The following is an 18,990-nucleotide window of genomic DNA, read 5'->3' as shown; positions in this document are numbered from 1 at the left end:
AAAGCCATTGCGAGGAAGGGCGCTGGTGCCTTGCGCGCGGGGCGAGGCTGCCGCAGAAAAAGCCTCATGATGGCCAGCCGCCCCCGCACCCTCTACGAAAAGATCTGGGACGCCCATGTCGTGGCGCAGCCCGACGATCCCGCCTCGGACGATACCTGCCTCGTCTATATCGACCGGCATCTCGTCCACGAAGTCACCAGCCCGCAGGCGTTCGAGGCGCTGCGCCTCGCCGGGCGCACTGTGCGCAGGCCCGACCTGACGCTGGCCGTGCCCGACCACAACCTGCCGACCACCGCACGCCTCGCGCCCAACGGGGCACGGCTTCCCATCGAGGATCCGCAGAGCGCCGCGCAGCTCGCCGCGCTGGAGCGCAACGCACCCGCCTTCGGCATCCGCTATATCGACGCGGTCGCGCCCGAACAGGGGATCGTCCACGTCGTCGGCCCGGAACAGGGCTTCTCGCTTCCCGGCGCGACGATCGTGTGCGGCGATTCGCACACCGCCGCCCATGGCGGGGTCGGCGCGCTCGCCTTCGGGATCGGCACCAGCGAGGTCGAACACGTGCTGGCGACCCAGACGCTGCAATTGCGTCGCTCGAAGACGATGGAAATCCGCGTCGAGGGCAAACTCGGACCCGGTGTCACGCCAAAGGACCTGATCCTGCACATCATCGGCGTGATCGGCACGGGCGGCGGGACGGGCCATGTGATCGAATATCGTGGGGACGTGTTCGAACGGATGAGCGTCGAAGGGCGGCTGACGGTCTGCAACATGTCGATCGAAGGCGGCGCGCGTGCCGGCCTGATCGCGCCCGACGAGACCGTCTTTTCCTATCTCAAGGGCCGTCACTACGCCCCGCAGGGCGAAGCCTGGGATCGCGCGGTCGCATGGTGGCGCTCGCTCCGCACGGACGAGGGCGCGGTGTTCGACAAATCGGTCGTGATCGACGCCGCCGATGTCGAACCCACGGTCAGCTGGGGAACCAGCCCCGAAGACGTGGTGGCGGTGGGCGGCAGCGTGCCCGCGCCCGACAGCTTCGCCGACCCGTCCAAGCAGGCCGCCGCGCGCAAGAGCCTCGATTACATGGGTCTCGAACCGGGAACGCCGATTGCGGACGTGGCAATCGAGAACGTGTTCATCGGCAGCTGCACCAACAGCCGGATCGAGGATCTGCGCGCCGCTGCCGAGGTGCTGCGCGGGCGGACCAAGGCGGCCAATGTGCGCTGGGCCATCGCGGTGCCGGGATCGGGCCTCGTCAAGCGCCAGGCGGAAGAGGAAGGCCTCGACAAGGTCTTCACCGACGCCGGGTTCGAATGGCGCGAGCCGGGCTGTTCGGCCTGCCTCGCCATGAACCCCGACAAGGTACCGCCGGGCGAACGCTGCGCCAGCACCTCGAACCGCAATTTCGTCGGCCGCCAGGGCCCCGGCGCGCGCACCCATCTGATGAGCCCGGCCATGGCCGCCGCTGCCGCGGTGACGGGCCGGATCGCGGATGTGCGCCAGCTGTAAATCGGCCCTTTGATCTTGCCAGCCCCCTTACCCTTCCGCATGAGACCCGCATGAGCAAACTTCCCAAATCCACCGCCGCCATCGCAGGCGCGATCGGCTCCGCCGCCATCGCCGCCGCCCTGCTCTATGCAGGCAAGCGCAAGCAGAAGTCCGATCGCAACAAACCACACCAGCCGGGTCCGATCCCTTCCGGGGAAGCGCCCGAAACCGATTGATGCGCGCCGTTTCCACCATCCACGGTCGCGCCATTCCGCTGGGCCTCAAGAACGTCGACACCGACGTCATCATCCCCGCGCACTGGCTCAAGACGGTCACCCGCGAAGGCCTGGGCAAAGGCGCGTTCGAAACCATCCGCCAGGCGCCCGGAAACCCCTTCGACGTGGAGGATTTCGCAGGCGCGCCCATCCTGATCGCGGGCGATAATTTCGGCTGCGGGTCGAGCCGCGAACACGCCGCCTGGGCGATGCTCGACATGGGGCTGACCGCGGTGATCGCGCCCAGCTTTTCCGACATCTTTTCAGGCAATGCCTTCAAGAACGGGATTCTCGCGGTCGAACTGCCGCAGGATCAGGTCGATCGCCTGCTCGAGGTAGCGCAGACCCACCCGATCACGATCGATCTCGAGAACCAGGTCGTTACGACCCCGTTTCAGGACCGTTTCGCCTTCGATGTGGACCCGTTTCGCAAGCGCTGCCTGCTGGAGGGGCTGGACGAGATCGGCCTGACGCTCGCCAGCGCGGATGCGATCACGCATCACGAAGCGGGGCGTGCGCAGGACCTTCCCTGGCTGGATCGTCCGCTGGTCGCAAACGCCCCATAGACCTACAGAAAAACTAAAAAATCTAGGAGAGAGCCGCCATGAAAGCAGTCCTGTCGAAAGAAGTCGGCGGACCCGACACCCTCGTGGTCGAGGATCTGGACAGTCCCACGCCCGACCAGGGCGAGGTGCTGATCGAGGTCGCGGCGTGCGCGATCAATTTTCCCGACAGCCTTATCATCAAGGATATGTACCAGATGAAGCCGCCCCGCCCCTTCTCGCCCGGCGGCGAGATTTCGGGGACGGTGGCCGCGCTCGGCGAAGGCGTGTCGGGCTGGCAGGTCGGTGACCGGGTGATTGCCGGGATCGGCGCAGGGGGCCTGCGCGAACAGGTCGTGGTGCCCGCGGCGCGGCTCTTCAAAGTGCCCGAGGGGATCGACCTCGTGCAGGCGAGCGCGCTGCTGATGACCTACGGGACGACCATTCACGGCCTCAAGGATCGCGGCGACATCAAGGCTGGCGAAACCGTGCTGGTGCTCGGCGCGGCGGGCGGCGTGGGCCTTTCGGCGGTGGAACTCGCCAAGGCCTATGGTGCGCGCGTGGTCGCCGCCGTCTCCACGCAGGAAAAGGGCGAGGTCGCGAAGAAGGCCGGTGCCGACGAGATCGTCATCTACCCCCGCGCACCCTTCGACAAGGACCAGTCGAAGGCGCTCGCCCAGCAGTTCAAGGAGGCGGTCGGCCCGAACGGGGCGGATATCGTCTACGATATCGTGGGCGGCGATTATTCCGAACCGGCCCTGCGCGCGATCGCGTGGGAGGGACGCTTCCTCGTCATCGGCTTCCCCGCAGGGATCGCCAAGATGCCGCTCAACCTGACGCTCCTCAAAAGCTGCGACATTCGCGGCGTGTTCTGGGGCGCCTTCACCGCGCGTGAGCCGGAGAAGAACGCCGCCAACATCGCCGAACTCTTCCAGCTCTGGCAGGACGGAAAGATCGCCCCGCTGATCAGCGAGACCTATCCGCTCGACAAGGCGCATGAGGCGATCGCCAAGCTCGAAAGCCGCAGCGCGATCGGCAAGCTGGTCGTCACGATGTAGCGCTTGGCGCCGCGACCGGCTTGCCCGCGCCTCAAGGCGCGCCTATCTGCGCGGCGACCTGTTTTTTTCCAGAGGATACGGATTATGGACTTCAAGGATCGTGAGCGCGGCGAGGAAGCCAAGTTCGCCTTTGACGAGGAAAACGCCTTCAAGATCGCCGCGCGTCGCAACCGCCTGCTCGGCGAATGGGCGGCGGGCCTGATGAATCTAAGCGAGGAAGAAACCGACGCCTATAAAAAGGCCGTCGTCCAGGCCGATTTCGAGGAAGCCGGTGACGAGGACGTGGTCCGCAAGCTGCTCGGCGATCTGACCGCCGCCGACTGCGATGTCAGCGAAGCCGATATCCGCGCCAAGCTGAGCGAATGCAGTGTCGAGGCGCGCCGCCAGTTCATGGGCGAAGCGCGCGACGGTCAGGTCTGATCCGATGCCGATGGCAGCAGACGAAATCGAGCGGCTGATCCGCGAAGGCCTCCCCGACGCCGAAGTCACGATCCGCGATCTGGCAGGCGACGGCGATCATTACGCCGCCCATGTCGTCAGCCCCGCTTTCGCGGGCAAGAGCCGGGTCCAGCAGCACAAGCTCGTCTACGAGGCCCTCGGCACGCGCATGGGCGGCGAACTCCACGCCTTGCAACTGACCACGCAAGCCCCCACGTCCTGACCGGATTTGAACGCAATTATTCGAGGATCTGGTCTCATGGCCGACGCAAACGCCCGCATTTCCGACATTGTCGGCTCCAACGACGTGGTGCTTTTCATGAAGGGCACGCCGCTTTTCCCGCAATGCGGCTTTTCCAGCCGCGCGGTCGCCATCCTCGACCATTGCGGTGTCGGCTATGAAAGCGTCGACGTGTTGCAGGACATGGAAATCCGCCAGGGGATCAAGGCCTATTCCGACTGGCCGACCATTCCACAGCTCTATGTGAAGGGCGAATTCGTCGGCGGCAGCGACATCATGATGGAGATGTTCGAAGCCGGTGAAATGCAGGCGCTGATGGACGAAAAGCAGGTCGCCAAGGCTTCCTGAGCGATTTCCCCGATATCCCGGACAAAAGAAAACCCCCGCGACGACCAAATCGCGGGGGCTTCTTTTTGCGGGAAGCGAGCCAAGAACCAGAATGGCCCGCTTCTGATCGAAGACATTTGAGACAGGCCAAGATTAGCACACAACGTGCCAAATCCCCGTTTCGACCAATATCCTAACCCTGCGATGGTTAACGCATCGCTACCAAACGCAAGCGATGTAAATTTTTCCGACACCGGCATGATCGACCGGTCCGCCCCGCTTGGCAGAATCGCGCGCGGCAGGCACTAAAGCCCTAATGCCCCCACCCTCCGATCCGATTCCCGCCGCCACGCTGGTCGTCTTCCGCGAGGGACGGGCCGCGCCCGAACCCGAGATCCTGATGGTGGTGCGGTCCCGGCAATTGCGCTTCGCGGGCGGCATGGCCGTCTTCCCGGGTGGCCGCGTCGATCCCGAGGACCGCGATCTGGCGGCGCAATCGGTCCCGGACGCAGGGGAGGATGAGCATGACGAACTGGCGCACCGCATCGCCGCGATCCGCGAGACGCTGGAAGAGACCGGGCTGGCGCTCGGCCTGACGGGCACGATCGATGCGGACCGCGCCGCCGACGCGCGCAAGCTGGCGCTGGAAAAGGGCGCGCTGGCGCCGGTGCTCGAAAGCTTCGGCTGGAGCCTCGATCCCGCCGCGCTGATTCCCTTCGCCCGCTGGCTTCCTCTCGGTCTGGCGCATGACCGGATCTTCGACACCCGCTTCTATCTCGCCGATCTGGGCACGGGTGCCGTGGACGTCGCCGTGGACGAGACCGAGAACACAAGCCTGTTCTGGACCAGCGCCAAGGATGCGCTCGCCATGGCCGACCGGGGCGAGATTTCGGTGATCTTCCCGACTCGGCGCAACCTCGAACGGCTCGCCCAATTCGCAAGCTATGACGAGGCCCGCGCCCATGCCGAGGCGATTCCGGTCAGGACGATCACGCCTGAAATCGATAAAAGCGGCCCGCATCCGGTCCTGCGCATCCCAGATGACGCCGGCTATCCGGTCACGGAGGAAATACTCGACAGCGCGATGCGGGGTTGATGGCGCGCCCGGCAGGACTCGAACCTGCTGCCTCAAGATTAGAAGTTAGGTCGATAAGCATCCGCTAAGGTCCGAAGGCGTCTCTCGCCGAGAGAAAAGCGTCCGCCTACGTCCGAAGCTATTGCATATTATCCGGGACCGGGTTACCTAATCTGTTACCTATTGCCGATAAGGTAACAGGCGAGCCAGGAGGGAGGGTGGAGCCTCCGACCCGGCTCTGACCACAACCGTCCACAGGAGACGATCAATGGCTACCGACACAATACCGACTGATCCGGCTGCGCGCAAAGCGAAGTCATCCGCTCTTTATGATGCGAGCTGCATCCTCGACATGATCGGCAATGAGCTGGAACGGGTGAGCGAGACGGCTTACGCGCTCGCGACTGCCGAAGTGTTCCAAGAGAACGCGCAGAACGCTTTCTACACGATCGGCTCGCTGCTTGAGCGGCTTCGCGCCGATACGAAATCTCACGAGAACCGCTACGACAAAAGCCGTTCCGAACTTTCGGGAGATGCGAAATGAACCCAGAATTGAAGCAAGCGCTCGACGCCTTCCGCATCAATCGCTGTTCACTTTCGACCGGCATTGACGCCGCGCACGAAATTCTTCCTCAGATACACGGCATCGCCACGTTAATGGAGATGGGTTTCCGCAAAGAGGGCAATGGCGAAGCACTTTTCGACAATGCCAATCCCGAACTGGTAGCGGCAGCGTTAGATGGCATCGCCAACCTTGCCGCCCTTGCCATGCTCAACATGGACGAGCTCTAAGCCATGCTGACCGATACGAAGATCGCAGCAATCAAGCCGCCCGCTAAAGGGCAGCAAGAGCATCCCGATCACAAAGTGACGGGGCTGCGGCTTCGTGTCGGCGCTGGCGGCGCGAAAACTTGGACCTTGCGCCGCCGCGTTGGGGGGAAGGTCATTAACCGTAAGCTCGGCACCTACCCGGCCATGCGGCTGGCAGCGGCGCGCGATGCAGCCGAGACTATGATCGCGGCGCTGGAACGCGATGGCAGCACGGAAGGGCTCGATCGAACCTTTGAGGCGGCGGCAGAGGCGTGGATCGAAGCGAAAAACCGACCCGACCTAATCCGACGCCAACTCGAATTGCATGTCTATCCCGACTGGCGGGATCGCAAGCTGGGCAGCATCAAGCGCGCCGAAATTCGCGATCTAATACAAGGGCTGGAAGGCGATGTCCTCCCGAACCGGGTCCTCGCCACGATCAAGACGGTTTTTGGCTATGCCATCTCGCAGGATTGGATCGAAACCTCTCCGGCCGATCGCATCGACAAGCCGAATAGCGAGGCCGCGCGAGAGCGGTTCCTTTCGATGGACGAAGTCGCGCGCGTGTGGAACGCGTCGGGGCTGCTCGGCTATCCTGACGGGCCGTGGATGCGTCTATTGCTGTTGACAGGCCAGAGGCGCAGCGAGGTCGCTGCGATGCAGTGGGCGGATCTTGACCTCGACAATGCGACCTGGACGCTCACAGCGGCCCACACGAAGGCAAAGCGGGCGCACCTAGTCCCCCTCGCCCCTGCGGCGGTCGATATCATCAAAGCCATGCCAGAGCTTGGCGATTACGTTTTCTCGACGAGCGCGAATTCACCGATAAAGGGTTTTGCCCGATCGAAGCGCCAGCTGGACGAATGGCTCGAAAGCAAGTGCGCGGGCCTGTCCGAACCTTGGCGCTATCACGATCTACGCAGAACTGCCGCCACACATATGGTCCGTCTCGGGATTCCCGAACTTGTCGTCTCGCGAGTGCTGAACCATCGCGTTCAGGGCGTGACGGGGCAGGTCTATGCCTTGCATTCCTACGCGCCAGAAAAGCGCCATGCGCTTGAAGCCTGGGCGGCTGAGGTCGATCGCGCGGTGAATGGTGAGCGCGGCGGCAATATCATTCGGTTGGAGAAGGCCTAATGCCTGGTGGCGTCGTCAATAACCCGGCCCAAAATATTCAATCGGCGGTCCAGCGGACGGTGCCAGAGTTTCCCATTGAGCACTTCAACAGAATTGCGTCGATGTATTTCACTGAATACCATCACGAAGCGGAATCGCCGGGTGCCGTTCGCCAAAAGATGGACGCGATTGGACGCAAGGCGGGTGCCCTTTGGATCGAATTGGGCAACCTCTCTGAAGAATCGAAAGATACCCTGTTTGCCGGATCCATGAAGATGGGAATCGCGGACATTGAATCATTTTCGAATTCGCTTCGTGACCTGATGATGGCCACGCGCCACGCAGAGAATAGCTTGCAGGACGTTGCCAAAGGCCGGGGCCGGGGCGCACTCGCGGCGCTAGTCTCTCGCCTCGCTGGCGTGATGGATGGAATTGGCATGCCGTTAGACGCAAAGCCTAGAGGCGATCTTGTCTATCTGATCGAAAGCGCGCTTGACGCCTATGGTCACGAAACCGGACCAGCACTGAAAGCCGCTCAAAGGCACTTGGACAAAATACGCTCCAATCTAGCCTAATTGTGTCCAGCAGTCCTTGCTGCCATCCGATTAAATGTGTGTATTTACGAAGCCGTCCGAAACAACGGAGCGGCTTCAATGACCAAGTTTCTACGCTTTCCGGCGGTGATCGAACGCACCGGCCTGTCACGATCCACTATCTATGAAATGATGGATCGCGAAGAATTCCCGCGCCCTGTTAAGATCGGCGCGCGCGCTGTCGCATGGTCCTCGGATCGGCTTGACGCCTGGATGACTGAAAGGATGGAAGCTGCCTAATGCAGAAACGCCGCCCCATGAGGGACGGCGCTGATCTGCTTGCTGGCGATCGCGACTGTCCTACTCAAAACCCATCTTTTTTGCAACCTTCAACGGTTACAGAACTGCGCGCGTTGCATTTAATATCTCGTCGTCATGTTCGACCGGGTATGGCATCGACACTGGCCGCGCTGGCGTTTGGTGGTCCGCAATGACTATTCAGACAGCCATCAAGCCGGACGAAATTTACACCTTTCTCGGCACGATCCCGGATGACGAATATGAGCGCCGCGCGAAGCTACGGAGCTATCGCAACGCCGCCAGCGCCATGCTTGCCACCACGCAATCGAACACGGCCCGGCACCTCGCTTGGGAAGTGATCGAATGGGTCAGCCCTAACCTCTACTCGCCCTGCCCGCTCGAATGGCTCGACAAGCTCAATCAGCTCGCCAAGCGCCTGATGCTGACCGCGATCCAAGCGCAAGAAATGGACGACCTTTTGCGGGAGGCGACCGATGCTTGATACGATCGAACCCGAAACCTTTTTCGGCCACGACCGGGACGGCAATCTGATCGAGTGGGAGTCCCAAGAGGCATACGACCGTCATCACGACGGGCAGGACTATCCTGACGATTACAAGCGGCCCGACAGCACTCGTTGCAGAGAAATCAAAGCGCGGTTGCTCCATCTCAGCGCAATTGAGCCAGTTCTAAGCATATCCTACCTTGTGAAAGGATGGCTTTCGGCAGGCGGCTATTCGATCATCTACGGCCCTTCCAATGCGGGCAAAACCTTCGTGGCGCTCGACATGGCGATGCACGTGGCTGCCAGGAAAGAATGGCGGGGCTGCAAGGTCAACGGCGGTCCCGTGTTCTATATCGCTGCCGAGGGCGGCTCTGGCGTCCTAAACAGGCTCGCCGCCTTCAAAGTCGAACACGCCGACATGGCGGATGCGGATTTCACACTCCTGCCGATCGGCGTTGACCTTCACGGCAGTGGAGACGCGGCGATCATCATTGAATTGCTGAAGGGGACAGACCCGGCGCTGATCGTCGTGGACACGCTCGCGCGCTCGATGGGCGAAGGTGACGAGAACACCGCGAAGGATGCGGGCATGTTCATCCGTAACTGCGACCTGATACGCGAGGCGACCGGGGCGCACGTCGCTGTGATCCATCACACCGGCAAGGAAGAGGACCGAGGCGGGCGTGGTTCGTCGGCATATCGGGCAGCTGCCGACACGGAAATCCTGATCGCGAACCATCGCATATCGAGCAAAAAACAGCGCGACATGGCTGCGCCTAACGAGCTTCATTACTCACTGCGCACCGTGACCTTAGGCTGCGATGATGACGGCGACCCGGTAACGAGTGCCGTGGTCGATCCAGCGGACGCGCCACCTGCCATCCGCAAGCCGCTCAAGGGCAAAGACGAAGTAGCGATGACGGCGCTGAATGAGGCGCTTCGCGAACATGGTCGGAATGACTTGGGCGATGACTACCCTTCCGGGTGTCCAGCCGTCGCAATCGAACACTGGCGGGAAGCATGTGCCGCGCATGGTCTCACTACTGGGGCAAGCGATGCGGCTGCTCGCATGGCCTTCAAACGAGCAAAGGACAAGCTGATGGATCTAGATGAGGTTCGCGAATTCGGTGGTCACGTCTGGAAGGTGCGCGACGATGGATAGGATCGAGCGTCACAACCGTAACAGACCGTCACTGTTCGTAACGTGTTCGGGCCTGTCGCACCGTAACGAACGTCACACACCTCTAGGAGGTGTGACGGTTGTTACGCAGGCTGGAAGGCTGACTGATGTCCCCCCGACCTAAAAGTCTGAGCCGATGAGGGACGGAAGGCGGCGGGTGCACAATTTTCTTCATCCCCGAAATTTGATTTGAGGATCCCATGGGAAGACATCGAAAACCGACACGCCTCCACATCCTCAGCGGATCGGCAGCGAAGCATCCCGATCGAATGCGGGAACGGCAGAACGAGCCGATAGCAGCGGGTGATGATATTCGCTCTGCACCGCCACCGAATAATCTTCATGACGGACTGGCGACCGTTTGGCAGCAAGTCGCCTCGCTAGTGCCGAAGGACATTGCCGGGAAAGCCGACCAGCTCGCCTTCGAAGCATTGGTGAGGCTTATTTACACGATGCGCAGCAGGGAAGCCAAGGCGGCACATTTTGCGCGCCTTCAATCTCTGCTCGCTGAATTCGGAATGACGCCTGCCGCGCGGGCGCGTCTCTGCAAACTTTAGGAGAATTCAGATGCTACCGATAACCGATGCTGAGGAGGCGGTAATCGAAACCGCCCGCAAGCTGACCCGCTCTCTCGTATCCAAGTTGACCGAACGCGGCGTGCAACCTGCCGATGCGACGATCGCGCTGGCATATGCCCTGCATGACGCGGCCACCGAACTCACCGGCGATCCCGTCTCAGCGATCGAATGGATGCGAACCGCCGCTGACCTGATGGAACGGCAGATGATGGGAGGAGGCGATGGAAAGCCAACGGCGCACTGAATTGATTGCCCATGCTGACCCGGCAGTGCGCGATGCCGCGCTCGCCCTGGTCGATGAACTCACCCGGCCCTTCGATGCGGGCGAACTGGAGCGAGAGCTTGTCCAATACTACACCCGGAAGAAAGCGCGCGAAATCATCCACGCGCTCAAATTCTTCGATGTCGTCCTCCTTCGGGCAGACGGAAGCGAGACACCGAAGCATAATCGGCCCCGTCCGCTGTATGGGCCGTCCTCGCAGACCCGGCAGCGAACGAGTGGCAGTTCGCGCCGCCGCAGCCAAGCTGAGCGATAATCTATCGGCAAGCGCCAAAGCTGCGGAAGTCGCGCGGCTTGCCGTGTCGGCATATCTGAAGGACGAACAGCGCACAGATCCCTTCGACCAGGCGCTTCATGAAGCGCAACAACGCCTCGACCCTGATCCGGTGGAGGCTCTCGCGACAGGACATGACAGCGCACTAGCTAGCGATTTCCTTCGCCATCGGGTGAGCCGCTACCGGGCGCGCGAGTGCAGACAGATCGGCGATAGGGAATGGCAGAGAGAAACGGTGGCAATCGCCAAGACTGTCGAAAAGAAAATGGCGAGAAGATTTCGAGATTATCTCAAATAGTTGCCCAAAACCGGTTTTTCGGCAGCGAGACTATGCAAGCGCTGTGATCCTGAATTGTAAACATGGGATCGAACACATGAACCTAAGCACTACCCCTCTCGCTTTGGCAGCGGCGCTTGCCAATCCTCCGCGCGCTCTTGTCGGTGCACCCCGCGCCGAAGGCAACGCGCAATCCATCCTCTCCGAACTGCAAGGGGCATTTACCGACTTCCGCGCCCGCCACGACGAGCGCCTGAACGCGATCGAGAACGAACTCGACAAGAACGCGACGGACCGCGCTTTTGCACGACTGAGCGGCGCTTCGGACGGGATGCCGGTGGACCACGAATACACCCAAACCTTTGCCAGCTATTTTCGCAAGGGCGACGGGTCGGCTGAAGCTGCACTGACCTCCGCCAACGCGACGGGCGAGCGCCTCGCGATTCAGAACAGCATGAGCGTCGGGACGAACAGCGATGGCGGGTATCTCGCTCCGGTCGAATGGGATCGGCAGGTTCGCCAGAAGCTGCGCGAGACTTCGCCCATGCGACAGATTGCCCAAGTCCAGCCGACCAGCAACGGCGCATTCTCGACCATTTGGAACAACGACACGTGGGGATCGGGCTGGGTCGGTGAAACCGCAGCGCGCCCTCAGACCTCCACCGCCAGCCTGTCGCAGCTCGTTTTCGAAGCGGGCGAAATCTACGCAATGCCGGCCGCAACTCAGCGCCTACTCGATGATAGCGCGATCAACGTGGACACTTGGCTCGCGGACAGCGTGGAAGCTGAGTTCGCTCGCCAAGAGAATATCGCGTTCATCTCTGGTAATGGCACTAACAAGCCGCGCGGCCTGCTGACCTATGTGCCCGGCGGCGCGTCGGATGGCGTCCACCCTGGCGGCAATCTGGCGACGTTCAACACTGAAAGCGCGACTGACATCCCCGGCGGCGATACCCTGATCGATTTCAAGTATCAGCTGGCAGCGCCTTATCGCCAGAACGCCCGGTTCTTGATGAACAGCCAGACCGCTGCACGCATTGCGAAGCTGAAGGACAACGACGGCAATTATCTGTGGCGCGAAGGTCTTACCGCAGACGAACCGGCGTCATTGCTCGGGCGCCCGGTGACGATTGACGAAGCAATGCCCGACATCGGCGGGGATGCCTACCCGATCGCGTTCGGTGATTTCCAGGCCGGCTACCTCATCAACGATCGCATCGGAATGCGCGTTCTACGGGATCCCTTCACCTCGAAGCCCTTCGTCCTGTTCTATTGCACGAAGCGAGTCGGCGGCGGCGTCCTCGATCCGAACGCCATCAAGCTGCTGAAGGTCGCAGTGACCGCCTAATATCAGACCAGAAGGGTGGAGATGTTCGGTAGCACATCGGCCTCCACCCTCCGCACTCGCGCCGAAGGAATGCGAACACTGCGGCGAGCCGATCAACGTGAGCGACCACTGCGGGCCGAGCGGGCGCGAGCAAGAAAACGGAAGGCCTGTTGAATGGCAAAAGTAGCAAGAACCATCGGAGCCGTCGCGGGCGTGGTCGCCCTTTCGCTCGCCATCCCTGGCTTGGGTCCGGCAATCGGGTTGACTGCCGCACAAGCCGCGTCAGCCGCCGCCATAGCCTCCCCGCCTTCGGCCCACGCATCCATCGCGAAAAAGGAACTGATCTATGACGCTTCAGAATGGTCTGATCGCGAACGGAAAAGCCTATCTATGGACGGACTCGCTAGTGCTGAATGGCGAGACGGGCGAGCCCTTAGGGCTGGCGAAAAAGGCGATCTTCGGGCAGTCGCAACCTTGGGCGATGTCGTTCACCACGATCGGCAATCCGAACTTCTCAGTCTTCGCGTGGGAGATGGAAAGAGCGGACCCGAAAGACACCGACCAGCTAATCGAAGCGGCGCTTTTGGGCCTTCGTCAGTATTGCTCCGATGGATCCTTGGGGCGCGTGCTTTTGGCTAGTTGTTGGAATGAGCCTCGCCTTTTCGGAATATCGAGCGATGCCATTCACGGCCTGCCATGGGGCGTCTATTCCATGGACCACCATGTTGCGCCTTGGCACTCTACCGAGGAAATGACCGTTACGCTCAACACGATGCCGGACATCATCGCGGAACAAGTGACCGGCAACTTCTCCTGGCAGGGCGGCGAACCAATCGCGCGAGCGACCCGAAAGATTGGCGGTCAAATTGCACGAATTGAGGTTTCGCCTTCAGGCGTTCGGGAAAGCGAAATTCAGCTGGCGGGGCGCGCTGGCAAAATGCTGCGGCGCTCATTTGACGAAGGACTTAAGGCTGGTCGGATGCTGCAATGCGCAGCCTGACACCAGCGGAGCGTGTAGCAGCCACCCAGGCGGTAATTGATCGCTTTAGAGACAAGCCCTTTTCATGGGCAGGCGCGAACTGCATCGCCTTGGCGCGGATGCAGGCGAAGGGCTTGGGACATCCGGTCCCCCCTGTGCCGCAATTCAGGTCCGCTTTGGGGGCCAAGCGGGCCATGGCTAAGCGAGGAGCCGCCAGCGTGGCAGAGTTGCTCGACAAGCACTTCCAGCGCCATCTAGCGCCAGCATTCGCGCAAACCGGGGATCTAGTCGTCCTGGCGGGCGATGAGGACGCTACGGGCCTTCAAGCAGTCTGCATCTCGGATGGCCGGGGAAATCTGTTTGGATGGCACGAGAAGCGGCCAGAGGGCCTATCCGTCATTAAGTGGGCCGATGGCGACATCGCGGCGGCTTGGCGCTTGTAGGAGTAGACACCGCCCCCGTTCCACAAATTTGATTAGACCGGGCCCACCGCCTTTGCAGCGCCTAGAAGGTAGCTGATCGTCGAAGCGCATAATCCGAACAGAAAAAGCGCTTCACGTTCAGTCACGTTTTCCGAACTCTGAGCGCCTTGGGAATGCCGCACACCTTTTTCGTCGCTTGCATACCCGTAGATTTTCAAAATGACCTCTCGCAATGCGGGGTGACTGATCCGGCCATCCTTAGCCATCTCTTTCACTAGATCGGATAGCGTGTTTTTCTCATCTTCGCACACGAAGCGCGCGGCAGACTCTACTGCGGCGACGCTTTGGTGGGCGGCTCCCGACCAATCGCCATTGGTCAAGCAAACAGATGCCTGCCGGAAATGAGATTTCGCGCCACTGGCGCTTAACCGATCCATATCCTTAGACGCGTTCGAGATAGTAGCGGTTGCTTCATCGCTCACCACAGGATGTAGCAAGCCATCGGTAACACGATAAGCGGCGCGTGTATCGACCAAAGCCTGCGCAATCGCGCCCTTCCGATTAAAGTCCTCATCGTCGAGCAAAAATTGTATGAAGTTGAAAACAGAAACGTAGCTTCCGCTCATCTCCTTTTTTAAAATTTCCTGCCACATACCATAATAGCTGGGAGCTTCATCAATCATCCTGTGCTGATCTTCGATCCACCACCGCCTCAGTATTGCGGAAGTTCTTCCAGTAACCTTCTGGTAAGTAGTTCCACTGGCGTTTGAGCTCTGTAGCCAACCTAATACGATAGACCACAACTTAGCCCGAGTTGCAGAACTTATCGTGCCAGTTTCCGCTTGTGAGGGCAGCGGAACCAGTCCCTGCCGCTGCGCGAACGTGATTTTGGCCGAATCTGTAGACATACGCCCGTTACCTATGCGTTACCTGAAGCTTTCTAGGTAACTTGCCGATCCTTGGATTTCTGGCGCGCCCGGCAGGACTCGAACCTGCTGCCTCAAGATTAGAAGTCTCGCGCTCTATCCAGATGAGCTACGGGCGCGCGCCGGGGGCGTCATAACGCCGCTTTGCGGGCGCGCCAATCGCGGATAAGCGGACACAGGATGGAAAAGCCCGCACCACAGCCAGTCGTCGCGGCGCCCGATGGCCCGCGCTTTCGCTATTTCGACCTCGTGATGGCGGGGTTCGTCACGGTCCTCCTTCTTTCGAACATCATCGGCGCCGCCAAATTGTCCGCCGTGCCGGTGCCGTTCTGGCCCCAGGGCTGGTGGCCCGCTGCGGACGGGACCTTCATCTTCGGCGCGGGCATCCTGTTCTTCCCGATCAGCTACGTCCTCGGCGACGTGCTGACCGAGGTTTACGGCTATGCCCGCGCCCGCCGGGTGATCTGGGCCGGCTTTGCCGCGCTGATCTTCATGGCGGCGATGAGCGCGATCGTGGTCGCCATGCCGCCCGCCGCAAGCTGGACCGGGCAGGACGCCTACGAACAGGTGTTCGGCCTCGTTCCCCGCATCGTCCTCGCCTCGATCATCGCCTTCTGGGCGGGAGAGTTCGTCAATTCCTTCGTCATGGCGAAGATGAAGATCTGGACAGGGGGCCGCGCCTTATGGAGCCGCACCATCGGATCGACCGTGGTCGGCCAGGGCGTCGATAGCCTGCTATTCTACCCGATCGCCTTTCTGGGCGTCTGGCAAACGGGCGACGTCCTGCTGGTGATGGTCACCAATTGGGCTCTGAAGGTTTTGTGGGAGGCGCTGCTGACGCCCGTCACCTACGCGGTCGTGGGCTGGCTGAAGCGACGCGAGGGGGTCGAAATCTTTGATACCGGGACCGACTTCTCGCCCTTCGCCAAGGACCGTTCGCGGATATGAAAAGGGCCGGACGATAGGCCCGGCCCTTCCATAATTTCTCTTCGGTCTGGGTTCTAGAAGCTCGCCCCCACCGCGATACCGTAGCGGCGCGGATCGAGCGTGAAGATATTGGTGAAATTCCCCGAGCTGGCATCGGTCACGTAAAGCCCGGTGACCGAGTTCGCGTCGAAGATGTTCTGGATGAACCCACGCACGAAGAAGCGGTTGTCGGGTCCGTTCAGCTGGATCTGCGCATTCGCCTGCACGAAGGGTTCGATCCGGTTGACGCGTCCGTTGAAGACATTGCCGAACTGCTCGCCCGTCAGCGCAAGGTCGAAGCGCGGGACCAGGCTCATGTCGTTATCGAAGCGGACGGTGTATTGCGCGCCGACCGAGGCCTTGAGATTGGGGGCCTGGGGCAGCTTGTTGCCGCGCAGATTGACCTCGACCCCCGGGCTCAGCACCTGGATGCCGCCGAAGGCCTGGCCGATCGCCGCCGCCTGCTGCGACAGCACCGAACAGATCGAGAAAGCGCCGGTCGACGCGATGCCGCCATCCGACGGGAACGCGGTCGGCGCACGCAGGCCCAGCGCCGGATTGACGGCGGAGACGAAGGCACGCGCCCCTGCCCCGGTCACCGCGCAGAGCGAGCCGTTGGAGATATCCTTGATGATGACCGCATTGGGATCGCCGCCGCCCGGATCGCGCGGATTGCTGAAGAACTGGTCGCCCGCCACCTTGGCGTTGAGGACGCTCAAATTCATGTTGATCAGCAGATCGTCGCTCGGGCGGAACACCGTCTCCAGCTCGGCGCCGTAGATATCGGCATCGATCGTGTCGTTGACCGATGTCCGGTTCACGATGCGACTAAGCTGCAAACCTTTGTATTTGTAGAAGAAGCCCGTGAGATTGATCTGCGCGGCGCCGTTCAGGAATATGTTTTTCGACCCGATCTCGAAGGCGTCGACTTTTTCCGGCCCGAAGAATTCGTTGACGTTGAATTCCGGTGCGACCGGCGGATTGATCCCGCCCGATTTGTAGCCCCGCGAATAGCTGACATAGAGATTGTGGTCGGGCGAGATCTCGTAGTCGAGCACGGCGCGCCCGGTGATCGCGTCGAAGGATACGCTACGTTCCTGCAACAATTGATTGCCCGGCGTGCTCGCATCGGCATCGAACGTGCCGACGAAGGGCGAATCGAAGGGATCGCCGTCATTGCTGAAGGGATTGAGGAAATTGGCCAGCGTGGTGCGCGCCGCGACGGTCTTGCTGTCGTCGTTGTAGCGGATGCCGCCAGTGAAGCTCAGCCGGTCGGTCAGGTCGACATAGGCTTCCGCGAAGATGCCGAAGCTTTCCAGTTTGAAGTCGGTCGTGTTGTTCCGATACATCGACGTCGCGAGGTAGGACGGCGGCAGGCCGCGGGCGAACGCGGAGAACGTGCCCAGGATCGCGGTCGCGTAATCGAGGCCGAACGAATTCACGTAATAGCTGTTCTCGCTTACCTCCGTCTCGGCATAAATGCCGCCGATCAGGAAGTTGAACGGCCCGTCGAAATCGCTGCTCAGGATCGCTTCCGCCGACCAGGCAGTCTGGTCCTGATTGGACCTGTCGAAGGCGAGAGGCACGCTGGAGCACAGCGAATTGCCTTCGAAGGCGCCGCGGTTGCCGTCGTCATTGTCCGAGGTGCAGAGCGGCCCACCCGGCCCCTGCGGCGTCAATGCTGCGGCGATCGGCGCGAAATAGGCGTTCGATCCGGGAAAAGTCGGCACGCCGTTCGCGGCGAAGAAGGCCAGCGTGTTGAGCGCGGTCGCATAGCCCGACCGGTCGAGCACGCCGAGATTGTAATCCTGCCGCGAATCGACCGAGGTTTCCTGATAGATGCCGGTCAGCGACAGGTTCATCGAACCCACCTCCTGGTCGAGATGCGCCTGCACCTGCAATTCGTCGGCGAAATAATCCGGCGTGAAGGCGGTGTTGACGGTGCGGACATCGTCCGGCTCGTCGAAACCGGCATAGCCGTCACGCCCATAGACGCTGCCCAGGCCGAGCGCGGCCGGAATGCCCTGGATACGGAACAATTCCTGCGAACTCAGCACGGTCGCGAGTGTGGAATTGGCGTTGGTCTTGTCGAAATCGAGCCGGTTGGCAAGGCAGCCCAGCACGCCCGTCGGATCGCGCTGACACAATTGCTTCTGGATGCGCAAACGGTCGTCGTTTTCGCGGAAATAGAAGCCCATCAGGTCGAGCGTGGTACTCGCAGTCGGCTCGAAACGGAGCGATCCGCGCACCGCATACATATCGCGCCCGTCGATCTGGGAATCGTCGAACAGATTGGTCGTGAATCCGTCGCGGTTGAGGTAGAAGCCCGCGACCCGCGCGGCCAGGGTATCGCCGATGGGCACGTTGATCATGCCCTTGGCCTTGATGCTGTCGTAATTGCCGTATTCGAATTCGCCCCCCCCGGCGAATTGGCCCATTTCGGGCTTCGCGGTGACGACGTTGACCACGCCCGAAGTCGCGTTGCGCCCGAACAGCGTGCCCTGCGGCCCACGCAGCACCTCGATCCGCTCGAGGTCGAAATATTCGGTCTCGAACAGGCGCGTGCCGAACAGCGGCGATCCGTTGGTGTGGATCGCGGTGGCGCTGTCGCAGGTCACGCCCACGCACAAATCGCCGATCCCGCGGATTGTGAAGCTGGAGGCGGTGAAATTGGATTTGGTGAAGGAGACGTTGGGCAGCGTCAGCTGGAGGTCCGCCGCGTTCTCGATCTGCTGGGCCTCCAGGGCCTCCGCGTCGAAAGCGCTGACTGCGATCGGGACTTCCTGAAGGCTCTGGCTCTGGCGCTGGGCAGTGACGATGATGGTCGGCGAATTGATTTGCGGATCTTCGAGATCGCTGTCACCTGCCGATTGCGCATGAGCCGGAATTGCGAACGCGCCGGCGCACAGACCGGCCAATAGAGTGGCCTTAACCCTCATAATCCCTCTCCCTGTCGACGCCGCTTTCATGCGGTCTATCGCAGAGAGGCTAACACAAACGGCTTTCTTGGCAAGGGCCAACGCAGCAATGTTGCGCAGCGTAGCTCATGGGCGCCGGAGCGGTGCTAAGCCCG

25 protein-coding genes and 1 tRNA gene are annotated in these 18,990 nt (G+C 61.3%); 23 read left to right on the top strand and 3 right to left on the bottom strand.

The features are described from left to right. Positions 1–69 precede the first annotated feature (69 nt). The 22 genes from leuC (at position 70) to GRI47_RS15310 (ending at position 14,046) form a co-directional block, all read left to right on the top strand. Positions 70–1,509 carry a 3-isopropylmalate dehydratase large subunit gene (leuC, locus tag GRI47_RS01405; RefSeq protein ID WP_160661241.1) on the top strand — a complete coding sequence of 480 codons (1,440 nt, stop codon included), beginning with the start codon at positions 70–72 and terminating at the stop codon, positions 1,507–1,509. A 50-nt stretch (positions 1,510–1,559) separates the two neighbouring features. Then, the gene (locus tag GRI47_RS01400) at positions 1,560–1,724 is read left to right on the top strand and encodes an isopropylmalate isomerase (protein ID WP_160659616.1); all 165 of its coding nucleotides are present in this window, start codon (positions 1,560–1,562) and stop codon (positions 1,722–1,724) included. After that, positions 1,724–2,329 (top strand): 3-isopropylmalate dehydratase small subunit, encoded by a 606-nt coding sequence (leuD, locus tag GRI47_RS01395; RefSeq protein ID WP_160659615.1) that lies wholly within the window; start codon positions 1,724–1,726, stop codon positions 2,327–2,329. Before GRI47_RS01400 ends, leuD begins: the two co-directional genes overlap by 1 nt. 38 nt (positions 2,330–2,367) lie before the next feature. After that, the gene (locus GRI47_RS01390) at positions 2,368–3,363 is read left to right on the top strand and encodes an NADPH:quinone oxidoreductase family protein (protein WP_160659614.1); all 996 of its coding nucleotides are present in this window, start codon (positions 2,368–2,370) and stop codon (positions 3,361–3,363) included. A gap of 81 nt (positions 3,364–3,444) precedes the next feature. Then, on the top strand, positions 3,445–3,783 hold the full coding sequence (locus GRI47_RS01385) for an ATPase inhibitor subunit zeta (RefSeq protein WP_160661240.1): 339 nt from the start codon (positions 3,445–3,447) through the stop codon (positions 3,781–3,783). 4 nt (positions 3,784–3,787) lie between these two features. Further along, positions 3,788–4,024 (top strand): BolA family protein, encoded by a 237-nt coding sequence (locus GRI47_RS01380; RefSeq protein ID WP_160659613.1) that lies wholly within the window; start codon positions 3,788–3,790, stop codon positions 4,022–4,024. Positions 4,025–4,060: 36 nt separating this feature from the next. Beyond that, on the top strand, positions 4,061–4,390 hold the full coding sequence (gene grxD / locus GRI47_RS01375; protein WP_160659612.1) for a Grx4 family monothiol glutaredoxin: 330 nt from the start codon (positions 4,061–4,063) through the stop codon (positions 4,388–4,390). Positions 4,391–4,685: 295 nt separating this feature from the next. After that, positions 4,686–5,465, top strand: coding sequence for an NUDIX hydrolase (locus tag GRI47_RS01370; protein WP_160659611.1), 780 nt, complete (start codon positions 4,686–4,688; stop codon positions 5,463–5,465). A gap of 247 nt (positions 5,466–5,712) precedes the next feature. Continuing rightward, entirely contained in the window at positions 5,713–5,988 is a 276-nt protein-coding gene (locus GRI47_RS01365; protein WP_160659610.1) for a hypothetical protein, read from the top strand. Beyond that, on the top strand, positions 5,985–6,236 hold the full coding sequence (locus GRI47_RS01360) for a hypothetical protein (protein WP_160659609.1): 252 nt from the start codon (positions 5,985–5,987) through the stop codon (positions 6,234–6,236). Before GRI47_RS01365 ends, GRI47_RS01360 begins: the two co-directional genes overlap by 4 nt. Before the next feature lie 3 nt (positions 6,237–6,239). Then, entirely contained in the window at positions 6,240–7,391 is a 1,152-nt protein-coding gene (locus tag GRI47_RS01355) for a tyrosine-type recombinase/integrase (RefSeq protein WP_160659608.1), read from the top strand. Then, positions 7,391–7,945 carry a hypothetical protein gene (locus GRI47_RS01350; RefSeq protein WP_160659607.1) on the top strand — a complete coding sequence of 185 codons (555 nt, stop codon included), beginning with the start codon at positions 7,391–7,393 and terminating at the stop codon, positions 7,943–7,945. Before GRI47_RS01355 ends, GRI47_RS01350 begins: the two co-directional genes overlap by 1 nt. A gap of 78 nt (positions 7,946–8,023) precedes the next feature. Continuing rightward, positions 8,024–8,203: an AlpA family phage regulatory protein gene (locus GRI47_RS15315; RefSeq protein ID WP_160659606.1), complete on the top strand. Its 180-nt coding sequence runs from the start codon at positions 8,024–8,026 to the stop codon at positions 8,201–8,203. A gap of 190 nt (positions 8,204–8,393) precedes the next feature. Further along, positions 8,394–8,705, top strand: coding sequence for a hypothetical protein (locus tag GRI47_RS01340; RefSeq protein WP_160659605.1), 312 nt, complete (start codon positions 8,394–8,396; stop codon positions 8,703–8,705). Beyond that, positions 8,698–9,870 (top strand): AAA family ATPase, encoded by a 1,173-nt coding sequence (locus GRI47_RS01335; protein WP_160659604.1) that lies wholly within the window; start codon positions 8,698–8,700, stop codon positions 9,868–9,870. Before GRI47_RS01340 ends, GRI47_RS01335 begins: the two co-directional genes overlap by 8 nt. 287 nt (positions 9,871–10,157) lie before the next feature. Then, positions 10,158–10,445: a P27 family phage terminase small subunit gene (locus GRI47_RS01330; protein WP_160659603.1), complete on the top strand. Its 288-nt coding sequence runs from the start codon at positions 10,158–10,160 to the stop codon at positions 10,443–10,445. Positions 10,446–10,455: 10 nt separating this feature from the next. Next, entirely contained in the window at positions 10,456–10,710 is a 255-nt protein-coding gene (locus tag GRI47_RS01325) for a hypothetical protein (protein WP_160659602.1), read from the top strand. Positions 10,711–10,735: 25 nt separating this feature from the next. Next, positions 10,736–11,002 carry a hypothetical protein gene (locus tag GRI47_RS01320; RefSeq protein ID WP_160659601.1) on the top strand — a complete coding sequence of 89 codons (267 nt, stop codon included), beginning with the start codon at positions 10,736–10,738 and terminating at the stop codon, positions 11,000–11,002. Further along, the gene (locus GRI47_RS01315; protein ID WP_160659600.1) at positions 10,965–11,318 is read left to right on the top strand and encodes a hypothetical protein; all 354 of its coding nucleotides are present in this window, start codon (positions 10,965–10,967) and stop codon (positions 11,316–11,318) included. The genes GRI47_RS01320 and GRI47_RS01315 overlap by 38 nt, the downstream gene beginning before the upstream one ends. 76 nt (positions 11,319–11,394) lie before the next feature. Then, complete coding sequence (locus GRI47_RS01310) at positions 11,395–12,645, top strand: phage major capsid protein (RefSeq protein WP_160659599.1); 1,251 nt, start codon at positions 11,395–11,397, stop codon at positions 12,643–12,645. A 325-nt stretch (positions 12,646–12,970) separates the two neighbouring features. After that, positions 12,971–13,624 carry a hypothetical protein gene (locus tag GRI47_RS01305; RefSeq protein ID WP_160659598.1) on the top strand — a complete coding sequence of 218 codons (654 nt, stop codon included), beginning with the start codon at positions 12,971–12,973 and terminating at the stop codon, positions 13,622–13,624. Continuing rightward, a complete protein-coding gene (locus GRI47_RS15310) occupies positions 13,612–14,046 on the top strand; it encodes a DUF6950 family protein (protein WP_419956973.1) in 435 nt (144 codons plus the stop codon). Before GRI47_RS01305 ends, GRI47_RS15310 begins: the two co-directional genes overlap by 13 nt. A gap of 32 nt (positions 14,047–14,078) precedes the next feature. On the opposite strand, the gene GRI47_RS01300 is transcribed toward GRI47_RS15310, so the two are convergent. Together GRI47_RS01300 and GRI47_RS01295 are read right to left on the bottom strand one after the other, a co-directional pair. Then, positions 14,079–14,933: an AbiJ-NTD4 domain-containing protein gene (locus tag GRI47_RS01300; protein ID WP_337190615.1), complete on the bottom strand. Its 855-nt coding sequence runs from the start codon at positions 14,931–14,933 to the stop codon at positions 14,079–14,081. A gap of 60 nt (positions 14,934–14,993) precedes the next feature. Continuing rightward, a tRNA-Arg gene (locus GRI47_RS01295) sits at positions 14,994–15,070 on the bottom strand. Positions 15,071–15,131: 61 nt separating this feature from the next. On the opposite strand from GRI47_RS01295, the gene GRI47_RS01290 reads away from it, so the two are divergent. Then, a complete protein-coding gene (locus tag GRI47_RS01290; RefSeq protein WP_160659596.1) occupies positions 15,132–15,899 on the top strand; it encodes a queuosine precursor transporter in 768 nt (255 codons plus the stop codon). 53 nt (positions 15,900–15,952) lie between these two features. Here the strand turns inward: GRI47_RS01290 and GRI47_RS01285 are convergent, their stop codons facing one another. Beyond that, positions 15,953–18,856 carry a TonB-dependent receptor gene (locus tag GRI47_RS01285; protein WP_160659595.1) on the bottom strand — a complete coding sequence of 968 codons (2,904 nt, stop codon included), beginning with the start codon at positions 18,854–18,856 and terminating at the stop codon, positions 15,953–15,955. Positions 18,857–18,990 lie beyond the last annotated feature (134 nt).

The organism is Qipengyuania pelagi (genome assembly GCF_009827295.1).
Lineage (GTDB): Bacteria > Pseudomonadota > Alphaproteobacteria > Sphingomonadales > Sphingomonadaceae > Qipengyuania > Qipengyuania pelagi.
Note: the sequence above shows the minus strand (reverse complement) of the source record. Positions and strands in the feature narration are given on the sequence as shown.

Excerpts from the sequence above, each read along its gene's own strand:
- GRI47_RS01350 (WP_160659607.1), top strand. The coding sequence starts at position 7,391 with ATGCCTGGTGGCGTCGTCAATAACCCGGCCCAAAATATTCAATCGGCG.
- leuD (WP_160659615.1), top strand. The coding sequence starts at position 1,724 with ATGCGCGCCGTTTCCACCATCCACGGTCGCGCCATTCCGCTGGGCCTC.
- GRI47_RS01360 (WP_160659609.1), top strand. The coding sequence starts at position 5,985 with ATGAACCCAGAATTGAAGCAAGCGCTCGACGCCTTCCGCATCAATCGC.
- GRI47_RS01355 (WP_160659608.1), top strand. The coding sequence starts at position 6,240 with ATGCTGACCGATACGAAGATCGCAGCAATCAAGCCGCCCGCTAAAGGG.
- GRI47_RS15310 (WP_419956973.1), top strand. The coding sequence starts at position 13,612 with ATGCGCAGCCTGACACCAGCGGAGCGTGTAGCAGCCACCCAGGCGGTA.
- GRI47_RS01290 (WP_160659596.1), top strand. The coding sequence starts at position 15,132 with ATGGAAAAGCCCGCACCACAGCCAGTCGTCGCGGCGCCCGATGGCCCG.
- GRI47_RS01300 (WP_337190615.1), bottom strand. The coding sequence starts at position 14,933 with ATGTCTACAGATTCGGCCAAAATCACGTTCGCGCAGCGGCAGGGACTG.
- GRI47_RS01390 (WP_160659614.1), top strand. The coding sequence starts at position 2,368 with ATGAAAGCAGTCCTGTCGAAAGAAGTCGGCGGACCCGACACCCTCGTG.
- grxD (WP_160659612.1), top strand. The coding sequence starts at position 4,061 with ATGGCCGACGCAAACGCCCGCATTTCCGACATTGTCGGCTCCAACGAC.
- GRI47_RS01325 (WP_160659602.1), top strand. The coding sequence starts at position 10,456 with ATGCTACCGATAACCGATGCTGAGGAGGCGGTAATCGAAACCGCCCGC.
- GRI47_RS01380 (WP_160659613.1), top strand. The coding sequence starts at position 3,788 with ATGCCGATGGCAGCAGACGAAATCGAGCGGCTGATCCGCGAAGGCCTC.
- leuC (WP_160661241.1), top strand. The coding sequence starts at position 70 with ATGGCCAGCCGCCCCCGCACCCTCTACGAAAAGATCTGGGACGCCCAT.
- GRI47_RS01400 (WP_160659616.1), top strand. The coding sequence starts at position 1,560 with ATGAGCAAACTTCCCAAATCCACCGCCGCCATCGCAGGCGCGATCGGC.
- GRI47_RS01310 (WP_160659599.1), top strand. The coding sequence starts at position 11,395 with ATGAACCTAAGCACTACCCCTCTCGCTTTGGCAGCGGCGCTTGCCAAT.
- GRI47_RS15315 (WP_160659606.1), top strand. The coding sequence starts at position 8,024 with ATGACCAAGTTTCTACGCTTTCCGGCGGTGATCGAACGCACCGGCCTG.
- GRI47_RS01340 (WP_160659605.1), top strand. The coding sequence starts at position 8,394 with ATGACTATTCAGACAGCCATCAAGCCGGACGAAATTTACACCTTTCTC.
- GRI47_RS01370 (WP_160659611.1), top strand. The coding sequence starts at position 4,686 with ATGCCCCCACCCTCCGATCCGATTCCCGCCGCCACGCTGGTCGTCTTC.
- GRI47_RS01335 (WP_160659604.1), top strand. The coding sequence starts at position 8,698 with ATGCTTGATACGATCGAACCCGAAACCTTTTTCGGCCACGACCGGGAC.
- GRI47_RS01305 (WP_160659598.1), top strand. The coding sequence starts at position 12,971 with ATGACGCTTCAGAATGGTCTGATCGCGAACGGAAAAGCCTATCTATGG.
- GRI47_RS01285 (WP_160659595.1), bottom strand. The coding sequence starts at position 18,856 with ATGAGGGTTAAGGCCACTCTATTGGCCGGTCTGTGCGCCGGCGCGTTC.
- GRI47_RS01330 (WP_160659603.1), top strand. The coding sequence starts at position 10,158 with ATGCGGGAACGGCAGAACGAGCCGATAGCAGCGGGTGATGATATTCGC.
- GRI47_RS01365 (WP_160659610.1), top strand. The coding sequence starts at position 5,713 with ATGGCTACCGACACAATACCGACTGATCCGGCTGCGCGCAAAGCGAAG.